The following is an 18,797-nucleotide window of genomic DNA, read 5'->3' as shown; positions in this document are numbered from 1 at the left end:
TACGATCAATAACGTGAGCGTTCCGCAGGCCGTGCTGTTGGCAGTCCTCGCGGCTGTCGTCGGACTGGCAGTCGGGGGCCTGCTGATCCCCTACGTCAATGCCAGGCAGGCGGCACGGACCCAGGAGGACACCGGGCTCACCATGTCGCAGGTGCTCGACCTCATCGTGCTCGCCTCCGAGAGCGGCATCGCCGTGGTCGACGAATACCGCGACGTGGTGCTGGTGAACCCGCGCGCCGAGGAACTCGGCCTGGTCCGCAACCGGCTCCTCGACGAACGCGCCTGGTCGGCGGTCGAGAAGGTCCTCGCCACCGGTGAATCCGCCGAGTTCGACCTCACCGCGAAGAACCCGTTACCCGGGCGCGGCCGCATCGCGGTGCGCGGCATCGCACGCAAACTCTCGCGCGAGGAGACCAGTTTCGTCGTGCTGTTCGCCGACGACGACTCCGAGCAGGCGCGCATGGAGGCGACCAGGCGCGATTTCGTCGCCAATGTCAGCCACGAACTCAAGACGCCGGTCGGCGCGATGAGCCTGCTCGCCGAGGCCATGCTCGAATCCGCCGACGACCCCGACGCGGTGCGGCACTTCGGTTCCCGCGTGCTCGCCGAATCCCGGCGCCTCGGGAAGATGGTCACCGAACTGATCGCGCTGTCGCGGCTGCAGGGCGCGGAGAAACTGCCCGACCTGGCCGTTGTCGACGTCGACACCGTGGTGCAGCAGGCCGTCGACCGCTCGCGCACCGCCGCCGAAGCCGCGGGCATCACCGTCAGCACCGACCGGCCGAGCGGGCTGGAAGTGCTCGGTGACGAAACGCTGCTGGTCACCGCGCTGTCGAACCTGGTGGAGAACGCCATCGCGTACTCGCCGCAGGGTTCGCACGTGTCGGTGAGCCGGTCGCTGCGCGGCGATCACGTCGCGATGGCCGTCACCGACCGCGGCATCGGCATCGCGAAAGAAGACCAGGAACGGGTGTTCGAGCGGTTCTTCCGCTCCGACAAGGCCCGCTCCCGCTCGACCGGCGGTACCGGGCTCGGCCTGGCCATCGTCAAACACGTGGCGGCCAACCACAACGGTGAGATCACCCTGTGGAGCAAACTGGGCACCGGCTCGACGTTCACCCTGCGCATCCCCGCCCATCTGGAAACCGATGGGGACGAGGACGCGGGGCAGACGCCCGAGCTCGCCACGAGAGAAACCATCGCCCAGCGCAATCCCGCTGGACGAACGAACGGTGTGGAGGCACGCAGATGACGAGTGTGTTGATCGTCGAAGACGAGGAGTCGCTGGCCGATCCGCTGGCGTTCCTGCTGCGCAAGGAAGGCTTCGACGTCACCATCGCCGGTGACGGGCCCTCCGCGCTGGCCGAATTCGACCGCTCCGGCGCCGATATCGTCCTGCTCGACCTCATGCTCCCCGGCATGAGCGGCACCGACGTGTGCAAACAGCTGCGGACCCGCAGCGGCGTGCCGGTCATCATGGTGACCGCGCGTGACAGCGAGATCGACAAGGTGGTCGGGCTCGAGCTCGGCGCCGACGACTACGTCACCAAGCCGTACTCGGCGCGCGAGCTCATCGCCCGCATCCGCGCCGTGCTGCGGCGTGGAGCGGGGGACGAGCTGGATTCCGGCAGTGAGAACGGCGTGCTCGAGGCCGGGCCGGTGCGGATGGATGTGGACCGGCACACGGTGCACGTCAACGGCGGACAGGTCACGCTGCCGCTCAAGGAGTTCGACCTGCTCGAATACCTGCTGCGCAACTCGGGCCGCGTGCTGACCCGTGGGCAGCTGATCGACCGGGTGTGGGGCGCGGACTACGTAGGCGACACGAAGACCCTCGACGTGCACGTCAAGCGGTTGCGCTCGAAGATCGAGGCCGACCCGGCGAAGCCGGAACACCTGGTGACCGTGCGCGGGCTGGGCTACAAACTCGAGGCCTGACCGACGAGAACCCGGCATCCGAGGCGATGCCGGGTTTCGTCGTGCGTGTCAGATGGCGCTCCACACGACGCCCAGCGGGGTGTCCATCTTCTTCAGCGGAACCCAGCCGTAGGCGTCTTCCTGCATGCAGTCGTAGATCTCCACGTCGGCGCCGTTGCCGCGGCAGGCGATGGTGGTCGAGGTGCCCTGGGTGCTGGCGATGATGTACTTGCCGTTCTTCGCCGCGTCGATGGCCGCGGGGTCGGTGTAGCTCACGAAGCTCGAGGTGAAGTCGGCGTACTTGGTCGGGTCACCGTTCGGCTCGGCGTGGGCGAGGCCGGTCATGGACAGGGTGGCGCCGATCGTCAGGGTCGCGAGGTAGAGCGCTTTCTTGGACATGAGCAGCGATCCAACCCGACCTCGATGACGCGGCGATTGCGGGCAGGTGAACCGGACCCCCGGCTCAGGCGGGATGCGTGCCGTGGAGGCGTTCGGCTTCGACCGTGGCGGGGTGCACGGCGATCAGGCCGAGGCCCTCGCGGCGGCGGCACAGCTTGGCCAGTTCCTCGTAGGCGGGGGCGCCGAGGAGTTCGCGCAGTTCGGGGGCGTAGGACTGCCAGACCGGTTTCGCGCCGACGTGGGCGTCGGGGGAGCCGGTGCAGTACCAGTCGAGATCGAGGCCGCCGGGACCCCAGCCGCGGCGGTCGTACTCGGTGACGACCGTGCGCAGGATCTGCTCGCCGTCGGGGCGCTCCACCCAGTCCTGGGTGCGCCGGATCGGCAGCTGCCAGCACACGTCCGGCTTCATCTCGAGCGGCTCGATGCCCTTGCGCACGGCCATGATGTGCAGTGCGCAGCCTGCGCCCGCGGCGAAACCGGGGCGGTTGAGGAAGATGCAGGCACCGTCGAAACGGCGGGTGCGCAGGGCGGGTTCGTCCTCGAGTTCGTCGAGCTCGAGGTAACCCTTCTTGACGACTTTGCCCTTCTCGGTGGCCTCGCCCATCAGCTGCCAGTCCTGCGGTGTGAGCTGTTTCACAGCACTCGCGAGGCGCTTGCGGTCGTCCTTGTCGGCGAGGAACGCGCCGTGCGAACAGCACCCGTCGTCGGGACGATCGGCGATGATCCCCTGGCAGGCGGGGGTGCCGAACACGCAGGACCAGCGCGACAGCAGCCAGGTGAGGTCGGCGACGATCTGGTGCTCGTCGTTTGCTGGGTCGGTGAACTCGATCCACTCGCGCGGGAAATCCAGCTCGACTTCCGGGGCCGGATCGATCTTCCGCCCAGGTCGGAGCCCGGTCTGCGCGATGGGGCCTTCGCCTTCGGTCACAAGTTCTGACGCTAACAGTTCAGTCGCCTGCCCTGTACTCCCGGATCACCAAGTACCGTATTCGGAGTGCGGCTAGGTGTTCTCGATGTCGGAAGCAATACCGTTCACCTGCTGGTGGTGGACGCGCATCGTGGTGGACACCCGATGCCCATGAGCTCCTCGAAGGCGGCATTGCGCCTGTCGGAGAACATGGACGGCGACGGTCGGATCACCGAGGCGGGCGAGGCGCGGCTCATCACGACCATCACCGAATTCGCCGATCTGGCCCGCAAGGCCAAGTGCGTGGAACTGATGCCGTTCGCCACGTCCGCCCTGCGTGAGGCCACCAATTCCGAGGAAGTGCTCACCCGGGTGCGGGCGAGCACGGGGGTCGATCTGCGGGTGCTTTCCGGCGAGGACGAGGCGCGGCTGACGTTCCTCGCGGTGCGCCGCTGGTTCGGCTGGAGCGCCGGGCGCATCCTCAACCTCGACATCGGCGGCGGCTCGCTCGAGATGTCCAACGGCGGCGACGAGGAGCCTGATGTCGCGCTGTCGCTGCAGCTCGGCGCGGGCAGGTTGACCAGGGAGTGGTTAGGCGACGATCCGCCGGGCAAGCGCAAGATCGCGGTCCTGCGCGACTGGCTGGAGGCCGAACTCGTCGTCCCGTCCAAGACCCTGATCGAAGCGGGAAAACCCGACCTCGCCGTCGGCACGTCGAAGACGTTCCGCTCGCTGGCCAGGCTCACGGGAGCGGCACCCTCGGCCGCGGGTCCGCGGGTGCGCCGTACACTGACCAGCTCCGGTCTGCGCCAGCTGATCGCGTTCATCTCCCGGATGACCGCCTCGGATCGTGCGGAACTGGAAGGTGTGAGTTCGGACCGGTCCCAGCAATTGGTGGCCGGGGCTTTGGTCGCGGAGGCGAGTATGCGGGCGTTATCGCTCGACAGCATCGAGATCTGCCCTTGGGCGCTGCGCGAAGGGCTGATCCTGCGCAAACTCGATACCGAACCCAACGGGGGTGGCCCGGTGGCGATGCCGCCGGTGGAACCGGTAGGGAGACAGCATGAGTGGTGAGGATTCCAAACAGCTCTCGGTAGCCGAACTGCTCGCGCGCAACGGTGCGCAGGGCGGGTCGCCGCCGTCCTCCGGTGGCGGCAGGCGGCGCCGCAGCGGTCGTGGGGTCTCGGTCACCGACCTGACCGGTGAGAACGCGGTGGTCCGGACGGGTGGCCGCTCACACGCCGCGCCCACCGAGACACCGGCCGAACCGCCCAGCTACGAACCACCCAGCTACGAACCACCGAGCTACGAACCGCCCGCGAGCCAACAGCCCGCGCCGTATCCGCCGCCCGGCCCCGCCGAACCGGCGTACTCACCGATCTCCGGCCCGATCACCCGCCTCGATCCGACCGCGGACCCCCTTGCGCCCACCGCGTCCCGATCCGGCTCCGATCCGTTCGGTCCCTTCCGCGCCGAAGCCCGCGACACGCGCCAGAACGGCAGGCTCGGTGTGCCCGGCGGGACGACGCAACCCGTCGACCCCGGTATCGCCGAGATGTTCGGTTCCGGTGCGTTGCCCGCCGTCGGCGGTGGCCGTCGCCGCAAGGCCGACGACGAACCCGAGTACCCGGCACCCGCACCACCCGCACCGCCGGTCACCGGTGGCCGGGCCGCGCGCCGCCGCGCCGCCGAGGCCGCGGAGGAAGCCGCCGAACCGCCCGCCGCGAGCGGGTACGCGGCCTCGCTGCACGAGTCGGGGATCGACGCGCCGCGCGCGTTCATGGGTCGTCCCGGCCAGACCCCCGGCTTCAACGCCTTCCCGGATCTCGGATTCGAGAACCACCCGAGCGTCGAGCCGACGCCCTATGAACCGCCCGCCTACGAGCCGCAGGCTTTCAACGGCAGGGACAGCGGGTATCCGGCGCCGAACGGTTACCCCCAGCCGACGCAGGCCTACAGCCCCGCACCCGAGGCCCCCGCCGACCCGCACCCGTCGCTCGAGCGCAGGCGTGATGCGGGCAAGGGTGGCGGTCTGCCGTCGTGGTCGGCCCGCAGGCATCGCCCCGCGCAGGATCCGGCGCCCGAAAGCGCCGGTGTCCCGACGGCGGCGTGGTCGCCGATCAGTCAGGAACAGCCGCTGCTCGCCGGTGACTCGGTGGCGGCCGATCTGCTGCGTCAGCGCGCCGAGATCGACGCCACCGCCGACGCGCGCACCGAGGTGTATCGCCTCGGCGGCGTCGAACCGGCGACCGACGACTACGCCGAATCCGACTACACCGACCGCGATTACGCCGACAACGACTACTCCGACACCGACTACGGCGACTACGACGAGTACGAGGACGACGACTACGAGCCCGAGCCGAAACCGAGCCGGGCGAGCAGGCGGGCCGCGACCAAGGCCGCCGCGGCCAAGGTGGCGGGCCGCGCGAGATCCCGTGCCAAGAGCCGGGTCGCGTCGTCACGCAACCGGTCGGCGGCGGGTGGCCGGATCTCCCGGTTCACGGCCAAGGCGCCCGCCGACGATCATCGCCGCGAGTGGATGATGCTCGGCGCGCAGAGCGCCGGTGCGGCCGTTGCGGGCATGTTGCTGTTCAAGGGTTTCGAGACGATGTGGGAGACGCTGCCCTGGGTGGCGCTCGCCCTCGCGATGGTGGTGATCCTCGGTCTGGTCGCGCTGGTTCGGGTGCTGCGCCGCACCGACGACATCTTCAGCACGGTGATCGCCGTCATCGTCGGCGTCTTCGTGACGCTCGGACCGCTAGCCTTCCTCCTCAGTACCAGCTGAATACAGGGAGTGGGCCGTGGGGAACATCGAGATCGGGCTGTCGACGGCGTCGGTTTATCCGGAGAACACCCAGGCGGCGTTCCGCTATGCCGCCGAATTGGGTTACGACGGAATCGAATTGATGGTGTGGGCCGAACCGGCCAGCCAGAACATCGACACCGTGCAGTCCTATGCCAAGCGCTACGGCGTGCGGGTGCTCGCGGTGCACGCGCCGTGTCTGCTGATCTCCCAACGGGTCTGGGGCGCGGACCCCGTGGCGAAGCTGGAACGCAGTGTGCGCGCGGCCGAGGCGCTCGGTGCCGACACCGTGGTCGTGCATCCGCCGTTTCGTTGGCAGCGCCGCTACGCCAGGGGTTTCGCCGAACAGGTCGGTGAACTCGAGGCGCACCACCCGGTGAAGGTGGCGGTGGAGAACATGTTCCCGATGCGGGCCGACACCCTGTTCCGTGAGGGCGCCGTGCGCAGGCTGGAACGTCGCGCGGGGCCAGGGCGCGCGGTGAGCGCGTTCAGCCCGTCCTGCGACCCGACCGATACCGGTTTCGACCACTACACCCTCGACCTGTCGCACACCGCGACGGCGGGAACCGACGCTCTCGAGCTGGCCCGGCGGATGGGCGAGGGCCTGGTGCATCTGCATCTGGCCGACGGGCGCGGCGCCGCCCACGACGAGCACCTGGTCCCCGGCGACGGCACCCAGCCGTGCGCGCAACTGTGTGAATACCTGGTGGACACGGGTTTTCGCGGTCACGCCGTCGCCGAGATCAACACCCAGAACGCGCGGACCACGGCAGCCCGTTCGGCCCTGCTGGCGCGCACGCTCGAATTCGCGCGCCGTCACCTCACGGGCGCCACGCCCGACCCGCAGCCCCGCCACGCCGACCTGCCGTAACCATCGCGGCGAACTCGGGAATATGCCGAGCGGCACCGTGCTTGTACGCTGTACGAAAGTGCACCGCGACCAGGAGTGACGATGACGCGAGAACTCGCGACCGACGCGCCGTTCAGTCAGGTCATCGACCTGACCGAGCTCACCACCACCGATGCCGAAACCGGCCGCTACGCCGGTGTCATCGAGCCCACCTGGACCATCGGCCCCAAGGTGCACGGCGGCACCATGGTGGCCGCCAGCGCCGCCGCGGCGACCCGATGGCTCACCGAGGCCGACGCCTCCTACGCCCGCATGGCGCCCATCGCGGCCAGCTCCGACTTCCTCGGCGCCCCCGATCCGGGCAAGGTCGAGTACGCGGTGCACATCCGCAAGAAGGGTCGCCAGATCTGCCTGGTCGACGCCGAACTGATCCAGAACGACCGCACCCTGGTGCGCACCGCGTTCACCTTCGGCCACCTCGACGCCACCGCCACCCGCTGGAGTGGCCCCGACACCGACATGCCGGCCGAACCCACCGACACCGCGCTCCGGTACACCCCGGACTCGCCGATGGGCAAGATCGTGCACGTCAGCCAGGGCGCGCACGTCCTGCTCGATCCCACCTGGGGCGAATTCCTGCGCGGTGAGACCGGCGATCCCCGGCTGCGACTGTGGATCCGCCCCTTCGACGGCGACGAAGCCGACCCCCTGGCCCGCGCCGCCTTCGCGATGATGGCCGCCGACATGAGCCCGCCGGTGCCGATGAACCTCGGCCACTTCGGCTGGTCGCCGACGGTCCAGATGACCACCTACCTGCGTCGCGTCCCGGCACCCGGCTGGCTGCGCGTCATCGCCACCTCCCGCGAAGTCGGCGAGCGCATGTTCGACGAGGACCAACTGGTCCTCGACTCCACCGGTGCGGTGGTCGCCCAGAGCCGCCAACTGGCCCTGATCCCCGCCAAGTAACAATCGCGGCCACACCACCACTAACCTTGGCCGCATGACGAGAATTGCTGTTGTCGGTGGTGGGCGGATCGGTGAGGCGCTGGTCGCCGGATTGCTGGAAGCCGGTCGGGCGCCCAAGGATCTGGTCGTCGTCGAGACGCACGCCCCCCGCGCCGCGCAGCTGGCCGAGCGGTTCAAGGTGCGGGTCAGCGCATCGACCTCCGATGCCGTCGTAGGGGCGGACATCGTCGTCCTCGCGGTGAAGCCGACCGTGGTCGACTCGGTACTCGCCGACCTGTCCAAAGCCGACCTCGACAGCGGCCGCGAGCAGGTGCTGGTCTCGCTGGCCGCGGGCATCACGACCAGCCACCTGGAGTCGAAGCTACCGGCCGGGTTCCCTGTGGTCCGGGTCATGCCGAACACCCCGATGCTGGTGGGGCAGGGCATGTCCGTGCAGGCGCCTGGCCGCTACGCCGATCCCGAGCAGTTGGAACTGGTCGGGGAGATGCTCGAGGCCGTCGGCAAGGTCGTCACGGTGCCGGAAACGCAGATGGACGCCGTCACCGCCGTCTCCGGGTCGGGTCCGGCGTATTTCTTCCTGGTCGTCGAGGCCATGATCGACGCCGGTGTGGGCCTCGGCCTCACCCGCGAGATCGCCACCGAACTGGTCGTGCAGACCATGATCGGCTCGGCCGCGCTCATCGACGAGAGCGGGCAGAACGCCGTCGATCTGCGCGCGGCGGTCACCTCGCCCGGCGGCACGACGGCCGCGGCATTGCGCGAACTCGAGCGCGGCGCGATTCGGTCGACTTTCATCGAGGCATTGCAGGCCGCCAAGCGTCGATCCGTGGAACAGGGCGCGTCCAGCGAATGACACGCGGGCGCCCGGCGCGATAACCGATTTCTCACACCCGTCGCAGTAATCCCACTGGCACCGCTAAGCTCGTAGAAGCACGTGCGTGTCTGTTCCGCCGGTGGGGAAGCCGGCGGCGCGGACGTGCCGGAGGTCAATGGTGCCATGATGTCTGCGAACAGAATGTCCAGTAATTCACCGGCGTCCGGCGGTGGATCGGGGTCACCCGCTCCACGAGTCGGTGCCACTCCGCAACCGGTGATCGGCGGTGGCACACAGTTTCTCACCGTCGCCGAAGTCGCCGATCTCATGCGGGTGTCGAAGATGACGGTGTACCGGCTCGTGCACTCGGGTGAACTGCCCGCGGTGCGGGTCGGACGCTCGTTCCGGGTGCACGCGAAGGCGGTGCACGACTACCTGGAGACGTCGTACTTCGACGCCGGATAAGGTTCTCGGCCGCCTCGATCCTGGACTGACCGGAGGGTGCGACGAAGGAGTGCCCGCAGGGAGGGAAGGATCGAGGCCTCGGGGCCGAGAACCCGCGGCACCCGTGCCGCCGACAGCGCTGTAGCATGGACAATCGGTTCGTGTCCGCCTGCCGGTGGCACCGCTTCGTGGTGTCCGGTGCGCCCCGGCGGCGCGGGCACCAGACGACGCACGCGACACCGCGTGTGCATGCCGAGTAGAGAGAACGCGAGGAAACCCTATGGGTTCTGTGATCAAGAAGCGCCGCAAGCGTATGTCGAAGAAGAAGCACCGTAAGCTGCTTCGCCGCACACGTGTTCAGCGGCGCAAACTCGGCAAGTAAGCCTGCGTGCCCGCGAGAGCCCGTCACCTTTCGAGGTGACGGGCTCTCGCTGTGAAATGTCCCGGTTTGTAAATCTCGCTGTGCGATAACGGGTCGTCCTCGTTAAAAGCTGGTAGATCGTGTCGGCGGGTGGCGCGAATGCGGCTACTCTGGTACGCGGAAATCATGAGAAGCAGGGGGCTTTGAGTGGGGTCAGGTCAGGGTTCCGATACGCGGGAACGCCACGAACCGAAAGTCGTGCTGGTCACCGGTGCCAGCCGCTACTTCGGTAGCAGGATCGCGTCCCGGTTCGCCGCCGATCCCGGTGTCGAACGGGTGATCGCGGTGGACACCATGCCCCCCGGGCGCGAGGTGCGCCGTCGCCTCGGCCGTACCGAATTCGTGCGCGCCGACATCAGGAATCCGCTGATCCGCAAGGTCGTCGAGAACAACAACGTCGATACCGTCGTCCACGCGGCCCTGCTCACCCGCCCACCGGCGCGCGGCGGTCGCGCGGTGATGAAAGACCTGAATGTGCTCGGGTCGATGCAACTGCTCGCGGTGTGCCAGAAGGCGCAATCGGTGCGTCGCGTCGTCGTGCGTTCGTCGTCGGCCGTATACGGCTGCAGCGCCAAGGACCCGGCGAAATTCACCGAGGAAATGAGTGCGCGCACGCCACCGGCCGGGTGGTTCGCCCGCGACATGATCGATATCGAGGCGCTCGTGCGTGCGATGGCGCGGCGCAGGCCCGATATGTCGGCGTCGATTCTACGGCTCGCCCCGATCGTCGGTCCCCGGTTGGCCGACAGCGGCGTGCAATACCTGCGGTCGCCGATCACCCCGACCGTGCTCGGGCGCGAAGCCCGGATGCAGTTGCTGCACGAGGAGGACGCGGTGGCGGTACTCGTACACGCCGCCTCCCGCGCCCACGGTGGCACCGTCAATGTGGCCGGAGACGGCGCGCTGGCGATGTCGCAGGCCATCCGCCGGGCCGGGCGCATCGCCGCCCCGGTACCCCTCTTTGTTTTCCGCACCGTCGGCCGGAGCCTGATGGGTCCGGTCATGCGCGGTTTCAGCGGGGAACAACCCGACTACTTCTACTTCGGTTGCGGTCTCGACACCACCCGCATGCGAACCGAACTCGGCTTCACCCCGCGCTGGACGACGGTCCAGGCATTCGACGACTTCATCGCGGGCGCAGCGTTGCGGCCCGTCTTCGATCCGGCATGGATCGACGCCGCGGAACACAAACTGCTCGGCCTCATCGGGGCCGGTTCAGGAGCGCACACATGAACGAAGGAGCGAAAGTCATTCGTCTCGACGTGAATGTCGAGACCCGGCACCGGCCGTCGTCCCGGCGCAAACCGGACGTTCCGGTCCAACCCACCCCCGTCACCGCCTTGAGCGATCATCGGCCGGGCATGCCGACCCGGCCGCCGAAGTCGCTGTCGGAGACACTGCGCGACGCTCTCGGCAAGCAGATCGAGAGCACCGCGGAATTCGCGCGGCGCAGGCTCACCGGTGACTACCAGATCGACGAATTCGGCTACGACAAGCACTTGCTCGAATCGGTGATCCTGCCCGCGCTGCGGCCGCTGTCGGATTACTGGTTCCGGGTGGAGGTGTCCGGGATCGAGAACATTCCCGCCACCGGCGGCGCGCTGCTCGTCGCCAACCACGCGGGCACGGTTCCGCTCGACGGGCTCATGCTGCAGCTGGCCGTGCACGACAAGCATCCGGCCCACCGCGCGCTGCGCCTGCTGGCCGCCGACCTGGTGTTCGAGCTGCCCGTCTTCGGTGCGCTCGCCCGCAAGGCCGGGCACACCCTCGCCTGCCACCCCGATGCCGAACGGCTGCTGCGCTCCGGGCACATCGCCGGGGTGTTCCCGGAGGGCTTCAAGGGTGTCGGCAAGAACTACGCCGACCGGTACAAGCTGCAGCGCTTCGGTCGCGGTGGATTCGTGTCGGCGGCGGTGCGCACCGGTGTGCCGATCATCCCGGTGTCGATCGTCGGCTCGGAGGAGATCTACCCGAAGCTGGCCGACATCAAGCCGCTGGCCCGTCTCCTCGGCCTGCCGTACTTCCCGGTGACCCCGCTGTTCCCGCACCTCGGCCTGCTCGGCGCGATCCCCGTCCCGTCGAAGTGGTACATCGAGTTCGGTGAGCCGATCGCGACCACCGCCTTCGAACCGGAGGAAGCCGACGACCCGATGACGATGTTCGAGGTCACCGACCAGGTGCGCGAAACCATCCAGCAGACCCTGTACAAGCTGCTGGCCAAGCGCAGGAACCCGGTTCTCGGCTGACTATTTCTCGCGGTGGCGGGCGACCGCCGCCGCGACCGCGCCACCCGCCGCGCCCAGCGCGAGCGCGGTCGGTACGCCGATCTTGGCGGCCTTGCGTCCGGTGCGGAAGTCGCGAATCTCCCAGCCCCGGTTCTTGGCCACCTCACGCAGGTCGGAATCGGGGTTGATGGCCACGGCCGTGCCGACCAGCGACAGCATGGGCACGTCGTTGTGGCTGTCGGAGTACGCGGTGCACCGCTTGAGATTGAGGCCCTCACGGATCGCGAGGGTGCGCACGGCGTGGGCCTTGCCGAGACCGTGCAGGATGTCGCCGACCAGGCGACCGGTGAACTTGCCGTCGACGCTCTCGGCGACGGTGCCGAGCGCACCGGTGAGCCCGAGCCGCTTGGCGATCACATTCGCCAGCTCCACCGGGGTCGCGGTCACCAGCCACACCTGCTGACCCGCGTCCAGGTGCATCTGCGCGAGCGCGCGGGTGCCCGGCCAGATCTTGTCGGCGATGATCTCGTCGTAGATCTCCTCACCGAGCATCGCCAGCTCGGCGGTGGGCCGACCGGCGATGAAGCTGAGCGCCTTCTCCCGGCCCGAGGCCATATCCGAGGAGTTCTCCTTGCCGGTGACCCGGAATTTCACCTGTTTCCAGGCGACGTCGACCAGATCGGAGGTCTTGAAATACTTGCGGGCCGCCAGGCCACGCGCGAAATGCACGATCGAGGCGCCCTGCACGAGGGTGTTGTCGACGTCGAAGAACGCGGCGGCGGTGAGGTCGCGCGGCGGTGCTTCGGGGCCCGCGTCGGTGCCCTGTTCGGCCAGTTCGGCGTCGTGCAGCGTGAGGGCGGCATCGGCACTGGCCTCGCCGGCCAGATTCGCGCGCAGCTCCTCCTCGCTCGGCCCGAACGGGCTGCGCGGCAGCCGCGCGAACTGTTCCTGCAGCTCCTGGCCGAGGCGGCTGGGCTGCCACCGCGCAGGGAACTCGCCGAATCGCCCTGCGACGAATCCGGCCCTAGTCACCTTCGAACGTTCCGGCACCAGTACCCTCCGCTAGTCGCGCGAACATGTCCACAGTAACCGGATTCGCCGACATGCCGCGGCGAGCCCGGGGATTAAATAAGAGCCATGACGAATCCCACACCAAACGTGACCCTGTTGACGCGCGCCGGTTGCGGAATGTGCAGCATCGCACTCGCCCAGTTGGAGACCATCTGTGGTGATTTCGGTCTCCCGGTACAGACCGTCGATGTCGACGAAGCCGCGGCAACCGACCCGGCATTGCGTGCCGAATACGGCGATCGGCTCCCCGTTGTGCTGTTGGACGGCCGTGAACACAGCTATTTCGACGTCGACGAGCCACGTTTGCGGGCCGATCTGAGCCGTTTCGCTGGTCGCGAGCGAAAATGAGGCCAAATTCACCGACTTTGTGAACGCCTGCACAAGCGGTTACGGTGGTGGCACGCAATCCGCACCGCCGCCTTCAGCAGCGGTGGTGATCGGGTTTGTACGCCCCCCATGGCACCGGTCGCTGCCTCGAGACGCAGCGGCCCACAACCGGTGAAGCAACGACAGGTACCGGACCGCGATCAGGCCCGGAACGAGGAGCCGACGACGTGACAGAGCAGCACGAGACGCCGACAGGCGCCTCCGGCAAGGCTCTCGCGCGGGATATCCCGCAGGCCACGGTGACTCGTCTTGCTACCTATCTCCGAGTTCTGGCCGGCATGGCCGACTCCGGTGTTGCCATCGTATCGAGTGAGGAACTGGCTGTCGCGGCGGGTGTCAATTCGGCGAAGCTGCGCAAGGATCTTTCCTTCCTCGGACCCAACGGTGTGCGGGGTGTCGGCTATGACGTAGCCAAGTTGCGCACCAGGATCGAGGATGTGCTCGGTCTGTCGCAGGGACATCGGGTGGTGCTGATCGGTGCGGGCAACCTCGGCCGCGCCCTGGTCGGCTATGGCGGTTTCGGGGTACGCGGCTTCACCGTGGTCGGAATCTTCGACAACGATCCGGCGGTGATCGGTCAGTCGTACGCCGGTCTCGTCGTGCGCGATGTCGAGCTGCTCGTCGCCCAGATTCCCGCTCTCGCCCCCACGATCGCGTTGCTCGCGGTCCCCGACGAAGCCGCGCAGGACGTGTGTGACCGGCTCGTCGACGCGGGGGTGCTCTCGATCCTGAGTTTCGCCCCGTGCGAGCTGCGTGCGCCCGCGCACGTGCAGATCCGCCGGGTGGATCTGGCGATGGAACTGCAGATGCTGTCCTTCGACGCCGCCCGCAACGACGCGCCGCCGCTGCCCGAGGTCGCCCAGGCGAGCTCGGGCCGGGTCGCGCGCCGGGTGCCGCCGCAGAACCATCCCGCCCTCAATCACCCCGCGCCGGTCGAACCGGCGCGCGGCAGGCCGCCGCGTCGCACCGCGCCGCATTCGGCCAACCCGCATGCGGCAACGCCAGCCAAGCACCCAGGGATCGGTGATCACCCCATGAGCGAGCGTCAGCGAGCGAACCAACAGGCAGGCGCGCGTGCGCGCGTGACCGAACCGGGCGAGGTGCAGTCATGAGCATTCTGCTTGTCGGGATCTCTCATCGCAGTGCCCCGGTTTCGGTGCTGGAGAAGGTGGCTGTCAGCGAGGCCGACCGGCCCAAACTGGTCGACCGCTTGCTCGAGTCGAGTCACGTGTCCGAGGCGATGATCGTCTCCACCTGCAACCGGGTGGAGGTGTACGCGGTGGTCGACGCCTTCCACGGCGGCCTCGACGTGGTGGGCGAGCTGCTCACCGAACACTCCGGGATGGCCTTCGCCGACCTCACCAGGCATGCCTACGTGCGCTACAGCGAGGCCGCCGCCGAGCACCTGTTCGCGGTGGCCAGCGGGCTCGACTCGATGGTCGTCGGCGAGCAGCAGGTGCTCAGCCAGATCCGCAGCGCCTATGCCAGTGCCGACAACCAGCAGGCCGTCGGCCGCACCCTGCACGAGCTGGCCCAGCACGGGTTGCGCGTCGGCAAGCGAGTGCACGCCGAGACCGGGATCGACCGGGCCGGCGCCTCCGTGGTTTCGGTCGCGCTCGACCGGGCGCGCGGCGTGATCGGTGATCTCACCGGGCGCACCGCCGTGGTACTCGGCGCGGGTGCCATGGGTGGCCTTGCCGTGGCGCATCTTTCGCGGGCGGGCATCGGCCGCATCGTGGTGGTGAACCGCACGCTCGATCGCGCGCAGCGGCTGGCGGAGACCGGGCGGACCATGCACGGTGTCGACGCCGTCGCGGTGGAGACGGGTGGGCTCATCGACGCCATGGCAGGCGCCGACGTCGTCATCACCTGTACCGGCGCGGTCGGGGCCGTGGTGACCCTGGCCGATACCCACCGGGCCCTCGCGGGCCGGGCGAACACCGGTGCGGCCGAACGGCCGCTGGTGTTCTGTGACCTCGGCCTGCCCCGCGACGTGGAACACGCCGTGGCCGGGCTGCCAGGTGTCGTCGTGATCGACATCGAGTCGCTGCAGCGCGATCCGGCCGCGGGCGCCGCGGCCGACGACACCGCCGCCGCCCGCGCGATCGTCGCCGACGAACTCACCAAATACCTTGCCGGGCAACGCATGGCCGAGGTCACCCCAACGGTGGCCGCGCTGCGTCAGCGTGCCGCCGAAGTGGTCGAGGCCGAGCTGCTCCGCCTCGACTCGCGGCTGCCCGACCTGGCCGATCCGGCTCGCGACGAAGTGGCGCGCACCGTGCGCCGCGTCGTCGACAAGCTGCTGCACGCGCCGACGGTGCGGGTGAAGCAGCTGGCGTCCACGCCGGGCGGTGACAGCTACGCCGAGGCGCTGCGCGAGCTGTTCGAACTGAAACCCGGTGCGGTGCAAGCGGTTGCCGCGCCCATGGAGGTCGCCGCGGCCGAGCCCGCGCTGGCCGACGACTTCACCGCGGGACACCTCGGCGACGGGCAGTCGGCATGACCGCCCGCGCCGTGACACACAACCAGACGAAGCCCGGACGTGCGAAGAAGGGCACATCATGACCACGACAGTGCAGGAAGAGGACACCGTGACCGCAGGAAGCACTCGTGCGCCCTGGCGGATCGGCACGCGCGGCAGCCTGTTGGCGCTGACCCAGGCGGGTACCGTGCGCGACGCCCTGATCGCGGCGGGCCAGCCCGCCGAACTGGTCGTGATCAAAACTCCCGGCGATCTGTCGTCGGACCCGGTCCAGAAGATCGGCGTCGGCGTGTTCACCTCCGCACTGCGCGACGAGCTCGCACTCGGCGGTATCGATATCGCGGTGCACTCGTACAAGGATCTGCCGACCGCGCAGGACCCGCGCTTCACCATCGCCGCGATCCCGCCCCGCGAGGACCCGCGCGACGCGCTGGTCGCCCGCGACGGGCTCGTGCTCGGTGAGCTGCCCGCGGGCGCGAAGGTCGGCACCTCCGCGCCGCGCCGCGCCGCGCAGTTGCGTGCCCTCGGGCTCGGTCTCGACATCCTCCCGCTGCGCGGCAACATCGACTCCCGGCTGCGCAAGGTGAGCGAGGGCGAACTCGACGCCATCGTCATCGCCCGCGCCGGCCTGTGCCGGATCGGGCGCACCGAGGCCATCACCGAATCGCTGGAGCCGGTGCAGATGCTGCCCGCTCCCTCCCAGGGCGCGCTCGCGGTGGAGTGCCGCAGCGACGACCCGCAGCTGATCGAGGTGCTGTCCGGTCTGGACGACGCGCCGACCCGATACGCGGTGGAAGCCGAACGGGCGCTGCTCGGCGAACTCGAGGCCGGTTGCACCGCGCCGATCGGCGCGCTCGCCGAGGTCGTCGAGTCGATCGACGAGGACGGCCGGATCTTCGAGGAACTGTCGCTGCGTGCCTGTGCTGCCGCGATCGACGGTTCCGATGTGTTGCGGGCTTCGATAGTCGGCGCGCCGGAGGACGCCGCCGAACTCGGGCGCACGCTGGCCCGCGAACTGCTCGACCTGGGTGCCCGCGCCCTGCTGAGCGTCGCCGATGAGCCCGCGCCCGCCACAGACTTCCCTAATTCCAGCCCGATGGAGAACAACCGATGAGCAGCCGAGCCACCAAGAAGCAACCCGGGCGGATCCTTTTCGTCGGATCCGGCCCCGGCGACCCGGCCCTGCTGACCGTGCGCGCCCGCGAGGTGCTCGAGCGGGCGACGCTGGCGTTCACCGATCCCGATGTGGACAAGGGTGTGCTCGCCCTCATCGGCGTGGCCGTGGAACCGGGCGAGGACGGCGAACGTCCGGTGGACGTGCGTCCGGCGCTCGGCGAACCCGCCGAGGTGGCCAAGACGCTGATCGCCGAGGCCCGCAACGGCCACGACGTGGTCCGCATCGTCACCGGCGACCCGCTGACGACCGATTCGGTGATCAACGAGGTCAACGCGGTCACCCGCTCGCACATGGTGTTCGAGGTGCTGCCCGGTCTGCCCAACGGTTCGGCGGTGCCGAGCTACGCCGGTATCGCGCTCGGCTCCGGACACACCGAGGCCGATGTGCGCGGGGAAGTGGACTGGGCCGCGCTGGCCGCCGCTCCCGGCCCGCTGGTGCTGCACGCCACCTCCGGCCACCTGGCCGAGACCGCGAGCGCGCTGGTGGAGCACGGGCTCGCGCCGCAGACCCCGGTGGCGGTGACCGTGCGTGGCACCACCCGTCAGCAGCGCACCATCGAGGCCACGCTCGCCTCGCTGAACAACGCCGCTTCCGAGCTGGTCGGCCCGCTGGTCGTCACGGTCGGTAAAGAGGTCGAGAAGCGCTCGAAGATGTCGTGGTGGGAGTCGCGGGCCCTGTACGGCTGGACCGTGCTCGTGCCGCGCACCAAGGATCAGGCCGGCGAGATGAGCGAACGGCTCGTCACCCACGGTGCCATTCCGATGGAGGTGCCGACCATCGCGGTCGAGCCGCCGCGCAGCCCCGCGCAGATGGAACGCGCGGTGAAGGGCCTGGTCGACGGCCGCTACCAGTGGGTGGTGTTCACCTCCACCAACGCGGTGCGCGCGGTGTGGGAGAAGTTCGCCGAGTTCGGTCTCGACGCGCGGGCGTTCTCCGGTGTGAAGATCGCCTGTGTGGGCGAGGCGACCGCCGAGAAGGTGCGCTCCTTCGGCATCAACCCGGAACTGGTGCCGAGCGGTGAACAGTCCTCGGAGGGCCTGCTCGCCGACTTCCCGCCCTACGACGACGTGTTCGACCCGGTGAACCGGGTGCTGCTGCCCCGTGCCGACATCGCCACCGAGACCCTCGCCGAGGGCCTGCGCGAACGCGGCTGGGAGATCGACGACGTCACCGCCTACCGCACGGTGCGTGCGTCGCCGCCGCCCGCGGAGACCCGCGAGATGATCAAGACCGGCGGTTTCGACGCGGTGCTGTTCACCTCGTCCTCCACGGTCCGCAATCTCGTCGGTATCGCGGGTAAGCCGCACGCGCGGACCATCGTGGCCTGTATCGGCCCGAAGACCGCCGAGACGGCGATCGAGTTCGGTCTGCGCGTGGACGTGCAGCCCGAGACCGCGCAGGTGGGCCCCCTGGTTGAGGCGCTGGCCGAGCACGCGTCGCGCCTGCGCGCCGAGGGTCTGTTGCCGCCGCCGCGTAAGAAGAGCCGCCGCAGCAGCAGCCGCTAGCCGTCGTAGATACCCCGAAAGCCCGCCCGTCACGGCGGGCTTTCGGCGTATCGGGGTCATCGGCTGTAGCGCAGCAGCGTGCGCACGAGCCGGCAGGTGGCATCCGACGGCGCGCGCAGGTCGATCTTCTCGGCGGTGCGCCGGATGGTGTCGTTGGTCGCTTGATTCGGCAGGTACACACCGGAATCGAGCAGGGCGATGGTCAGCCGCATGGCCTTGAGCCTGCGGTTGTGCGCGATGTACCAGCGGCGTGGACGGCCGGCGGGCAGCCGCTTCTTCTCCAGCGGGACGTAGGGCTCGGTGATGAAGGTCTTTCGTTGTGCGGCAATGGCGTTCATCGGCGTCCTCCCTCGCGAACGGATCGCGCTGTGTGCGGCGCGATCCTCGAACACGCTTTCGATTGTATCGGGAGGCACCGACAAGTTT

20 protein-coding genes are annotated in these 18,797 nt (G+C 69.0%); 16 read left to right on the top strand and 4 right to left on the bottom strand.

Annotated elements, in window-relative coordinates; translation table 11 throughout:
- Positions 1 to 13 precede the first annotated feature (13 nt).
- Both NCO8_RS21385 and NCO8_RS21380 read left to right on the top strand, forming a co-directional pair.
- On the top strand, positions 14 to 1,252 hold the full coding sequence (locus NCO8_RS21385; protein WP_067484896.1) for a sensor histidine kinase: 1,239 nt from the start codon (positions 14 to 16) through the stop codon (positions 1,250 to 1,252).
- Complete coding sequence (locus NCO8_RS21380) at positions 1,249 to 1,938, top strand: winged helix-turn-helix domain-containing protein (RefSeq protein ID WP_067484899.1); 690 nt, start codon at positions 1,249 to 1,251, stop codon at positions 1,936 to 1,938. The genes NCO8_RS21385 and NCO8_RS21380 overlap by 4 nt, the downstream gene beginning before the upstream one ends.
- A 48-nt stretch (positions 1,939 to 1,986) precedes the next feature.
- Here the strand turns inward: NCO8_RS21380 and NCO8_RS21375 are convergent, their stop codons facing one another.
- Both NCO8_RS21375 and NCO8_RS21370 read right to left on the bottom strand, forming a co-directional pair.
- Positions 1,987 to 2,316, bottom strand: a complete 330-nt coding sequence (locus NCO8_RS21375; protein ID WP_067641916.1) for a hypothetical protein — start codon at positions 2,314 to 2,316, stop codon at positions 1,987 to 1,989.
- Between the two features lie 64 nt (positions 2,317 to 2,380).
- The gene (locus tag NCO8_RS21370) at positions 2,381 to 3,244 is read right to left on the bottom strand and encodes a DUF3109 family protein (protein WP_245655449.1); all 864 of its coding nucleotides are present in this window, start codon (positions 3,242 to 3,244) and stop codon (positions 2,381 to 2,383) included.
- Between the two features lie 66 nt (positions 3,245 to 3,310).
- On the opposite strand from NCO8_RS21370, the gene NCO8_RS21365 reads away from it, so the two are divergent.
- The 9 genes from NCO8_RS21365 (at position 3,311) to NCO8_RS21330 (ending at position 11,770) form a co-directional block, all read left to right on the top strand.
- A complete protein-coding gene (locus NCO8_RS21365; RefSeq protein ID WP_067484905.1) occupies positions 3,311 to 4,297 on the top strand; it encodes a Ppx/GppA family phosphatase in 987 nt (328 codons plus the stop codon).
- Positions 4,287 to 6,011 carry an Rv0497 family membrane protein gene (locus NCO8_RS21360; protein ID WP_067641915.1) on the top strand — a complete coding sequence of 575 codons (1,725 nt, stop codon included), beginning with the start codon at positions 4,287 to 4,289 and terminating at the stop codon, positions 6,009 to 6,011. The genes NCO8_RS21365 and NCO8_RS21360 overlap by 11 nt, the downstream gene beginning before the upstream one ends.
- Positions 6,012 to 6,042: 31 nt before the next feature.
- A complete protein-coding gene (locus NCO8_RS21355) occupies positions 6,043 to 6,900 on the top strand; it encodes a sugar phosphate isomerase/epimerase family protein (protein WP_067642101.1) in 858 nt (285 codons plus the stop codon).
- Between the two features lie 81 nt (positions 6,901 to 6,981).
- The gene (locus tag NCO8_RS21350; protein WP_067641914.1) at positions 6,982 to 7,845 is read left to right on the top strand and encodes a thioesterase family protein; all 864 of its coding nucleotides are present in this window, start codon (positions 6,982 to 6,984) and stop codon (positions 7,843 to 7,845) included.
- 34 nt (positions 7,846 to 7,879) lie between these two features.
- Positions 7,880 to 8,698: a pyrroline-5-carboxylate reductase gene (proC, locus tag NCO8_RS21345; protein ID WP_067484911.1), complete on the top strand. Its 819-nt coding sequence runs from the start codon at positions 7,880 to 7,882 to the stop codon at positions 8,696 to 8,698.
- 144 nt (positions 8,699 to 8,842) lie between these two features.
- On the top strand, positions 8,843 to 9,124 hold the full coding sequence (locus NCO8_RS21340; RefSeq protein ID WP_371851926.1) for a helix-turn-helix domain-containing protein: 282 nt from the start codon (positions 8,843 to 8,845) through the stop codon (positions 9,122 to 9,124).
- Positions 9,125 to 9,383: 259 nt separating this feature from the next.
- On the top strand, positions 9,384 to 9,485 hold the full coding sequence (locus tag NCO8_RS30780; RefSeq protein ID WP_003402602.1) for a 30S ribosomal protein bS22: 102 nt from the start codon (positions 9,384 to 9,386) through the stop codon (positions 9,483 to 9,485).
- 186 nt (positions 9,486 to 9,671) lie between these two features.
- Positions 9,672 to 10,757: an NAD-dependent epimerase/dehydratase family protein gene (locus tag NCO8_RS21335; protein ID WP_067641913.1), complete on the top strand. Its 1,086-nt coding sequence runs from the start codon at positions 9,672 to 9,674 to the stop codon at positions 10,755 to 10,757.
- Positions 10,754 to 11,770 (top strand): lysophospholipid acyltransferase family protein, encoded by a 1,017-nt coding sequence (locus NCO8_RS21330; protein ID WP_067641912.1) that lies wholly within the window; start codon positions 10,754 to 10,756, stop codon positions 11,768 to 11,770. Before NCO8_RS21335 ends, NCO8_RS21330 begins: the two co-directional genes overlap by 4 nt.
- On the opposite strand, the gene NCO8_RS21325 is transcribed toward NCO8_RS21330, so the two are convergent.
- A complete protein-coding gene (locus tag NCO8_RS21325) occupies positions 11,771 to 12,799 on the bottom strand; it encodes an HAD family hydrolase (protein WP_376739934.1) in 1,029 nt (342 codons plus the stop codon).
- An 87-nt stretch (positions 12,800 to 12,886) separates the two neighbouring features.
- On the opposite strand from NCO8_RS21325, the gene NCO8_RS21320 reads away from it, so the two are divergent.
- The 5 genes from NCO8_RS21320 to NCO8_RS21300 all read left to right on the top strand — a co-directional run bounded on the left by NCO8_RS21320 (position 12,887) and on the right by NCO8_RS21300 (position 18,371).
- The gene (locus NCO8_RS21320) at positions 12,887 to 13,168 is read left to right on the top strand and encodes a glutaredoxin family protein (RefSeq protein ID WP_067641911.1); all 282 of its coding nucleotides are present in this window, start codon (positions 12,887 to 12,889) and stop codon (positions 13,166 to 13,168) included.
- Positions 13,169 to 13,374: 206 nt separating this feature from the next.
- A complete protein-coding gene (locus tag NCO8_RS21315; RefSeq protein WP_174550352.1) occupies positions 13,375 to 14,319 on the top strand; it encodes a redox-sensing transcriptional repressor Rex in 945 nt (314 codons plus the stop codon).
- Positions 14,316 to 15,710: a glutamyl-tRNA reductase gene (locus NCO8_RS21310; RefSeq protein ID WP_067641910.1), complete on the top strand. Its 1,395-nt coding sequence runs from the start codon at positions 14,316 to 14,318 to the stop codon at positions 15,708 to 15,710. The genes NCO8_RS21315 and NCO8_RS21310 overlap by 4 nt, the downstream gene beginning before the upstream one ends.
- Before the next feature lie 58 nt (positions 15,711 to 15,768).
- Positions 15,769 to 16,803 carry a hydroxymethylbilane synthase gene (hemC, locus tag NCO8_RS21305; protein ID WP_067484929.1) on the top strand — a complete coding sequence of 345 codons (1,035 nt, stop codon included), beginning with the start codon at positions 15,769 to 15,771 and terminating at the stop codon, positions 16,801 to 16,803.
- Positions 16,800 to 18,371: a bifunctional uroporphyrinogen-III C-methyltransferase/uroporphyrinogen-III synthase gene (locus NCO8_RS21300; RefSeq protein WP_067641909.1), complete on the top strand. Its 1,572-nt coding sequence runs from the start codon at positions 16,800 to 16,802 to the stop codon at positions 18,369 to 18,371. Before hemC ends, NCO8_RS21300 begins: the two co-directional genes overlap by 4 nt.
- Positions 18,372 to 18,427: 56 nt before the next feature.
- Here the strand turns inward: NCO8_RS21300 and NCO8_RS21295 are convergent, their stop codons facing one another.
- Positions 18,428 to 18,709, bottom strand: a complete 282-nt coding sequence (locus tag NCO8_RS21295; RefSeq protein WP_067485858.1) for a hypothetical protein — start codon at positions 18,707 to 18,709, stop codon at positions 18,428 to 18,430.
- Positions 18,710 to 18,797 lie beyond the last annotated feature (88 nt).

Origin of the sequence: Nocardia coubleae NBRC 108252 (genome assembly GCF_001612805.1) — a bacterium.
Taxonomy (GTDB): domain Bacteria; phylum Actinomycetota; class Actinomycetes; order Mycobacteriales; family Mycobacteriaceae; genus Nocardia; species Nocardia coubleae.
This window is presented reverse-complemented; position numbering and strand designations above follow the sequence as displayed.

Coding starts and splice junctions, on each gene's coding strand:
- NCO8_RS21380 (WP_067484899.1), top strand. CDS start 1,249: ATGACGAGTGTGTTGATCGTCGAAGACGAGGAGTCGCTGGCCGATCCG.
- NCO8_RS21375 (WP_067641916.1), bottom strand. CDS start 2,316: ATGTCCAAGAAAGCGCTCTACCTCGCGACCCTGACGATCGGCGCCACC.
- NCO8_RS21360 (WP_067641915.1), top strand. CDS start 4,287: ATGAGTGGTGAGGATTCCAAACAGCTCTCGGTAGCCGAACTGCTCGCG.
- NCO8_RS21350 (WP_067641914.1), top strand. CDS start 6,982: ATGACGCGAGAACTCGCGACCGACGCGCCGTTCAGTCAGGTCATCGAC.
- proC (WP_067484911.1), top strand. CDS start 7,880: ATGACGAGAATTGCTGTTGTCGGTGGTGGGCGGATCGGTGAGGCGCTG.
- NCO8_RS21340 (WP_371851926.1), top strand. CDS start 8,843: ATGATGTCTGCGAACAGAATGTCCAGTAATTCACCGGCGTCCGGCGGT.
- NCO8_RS30780 (WP_003402602.1), top strand. CDS start 9,384: ATGGGTTCTGTGATCAAGAAGCGCCGCAAGCGTATGTCGAAGAAGAAG.
- NCO8_RS21330 (WP_067641912.1), top strand. CDS start 10,754: ATGAACGAAGGAGCGAAAGTCATTCGTCTCGACGTGAATGTCGAGACC.
- NCO8_RS21320 (WP_067641911.1), top strand. CDS start 12,887: ATGACGAATCCCACACCAAACGTGACCCTGTTGACGCGCGCCGGTTGC.
- NCO8_RS21310 (WP_067641910.1), top strand. CDS start 14,316: ATGAGCATTCTGCTTGTCGGGATCTCTCATCGCAGTGCCCCGGTTTCG.
- hemC (WP_067484929.1), top strand. CDS start 15,769: ATGACCACGACAGTGCAGGAAGAGGACACCGTGACCGCAGGAAGCACT.
- NCO8_RS21300 (WP_067641909.1), top strand. CDS start 16,800: ATGAGCAGCCGAGCCACCAAGAAGCAACCCGGGCGGATCCTTTTCGTC.
- NCO8_RS21295 (WP_067485858.1), bottom strand. CDS start 18,709: ATGAACGCCATTGCCGCACAACGAAAGACCTTCATCACCGAGCCCTAC.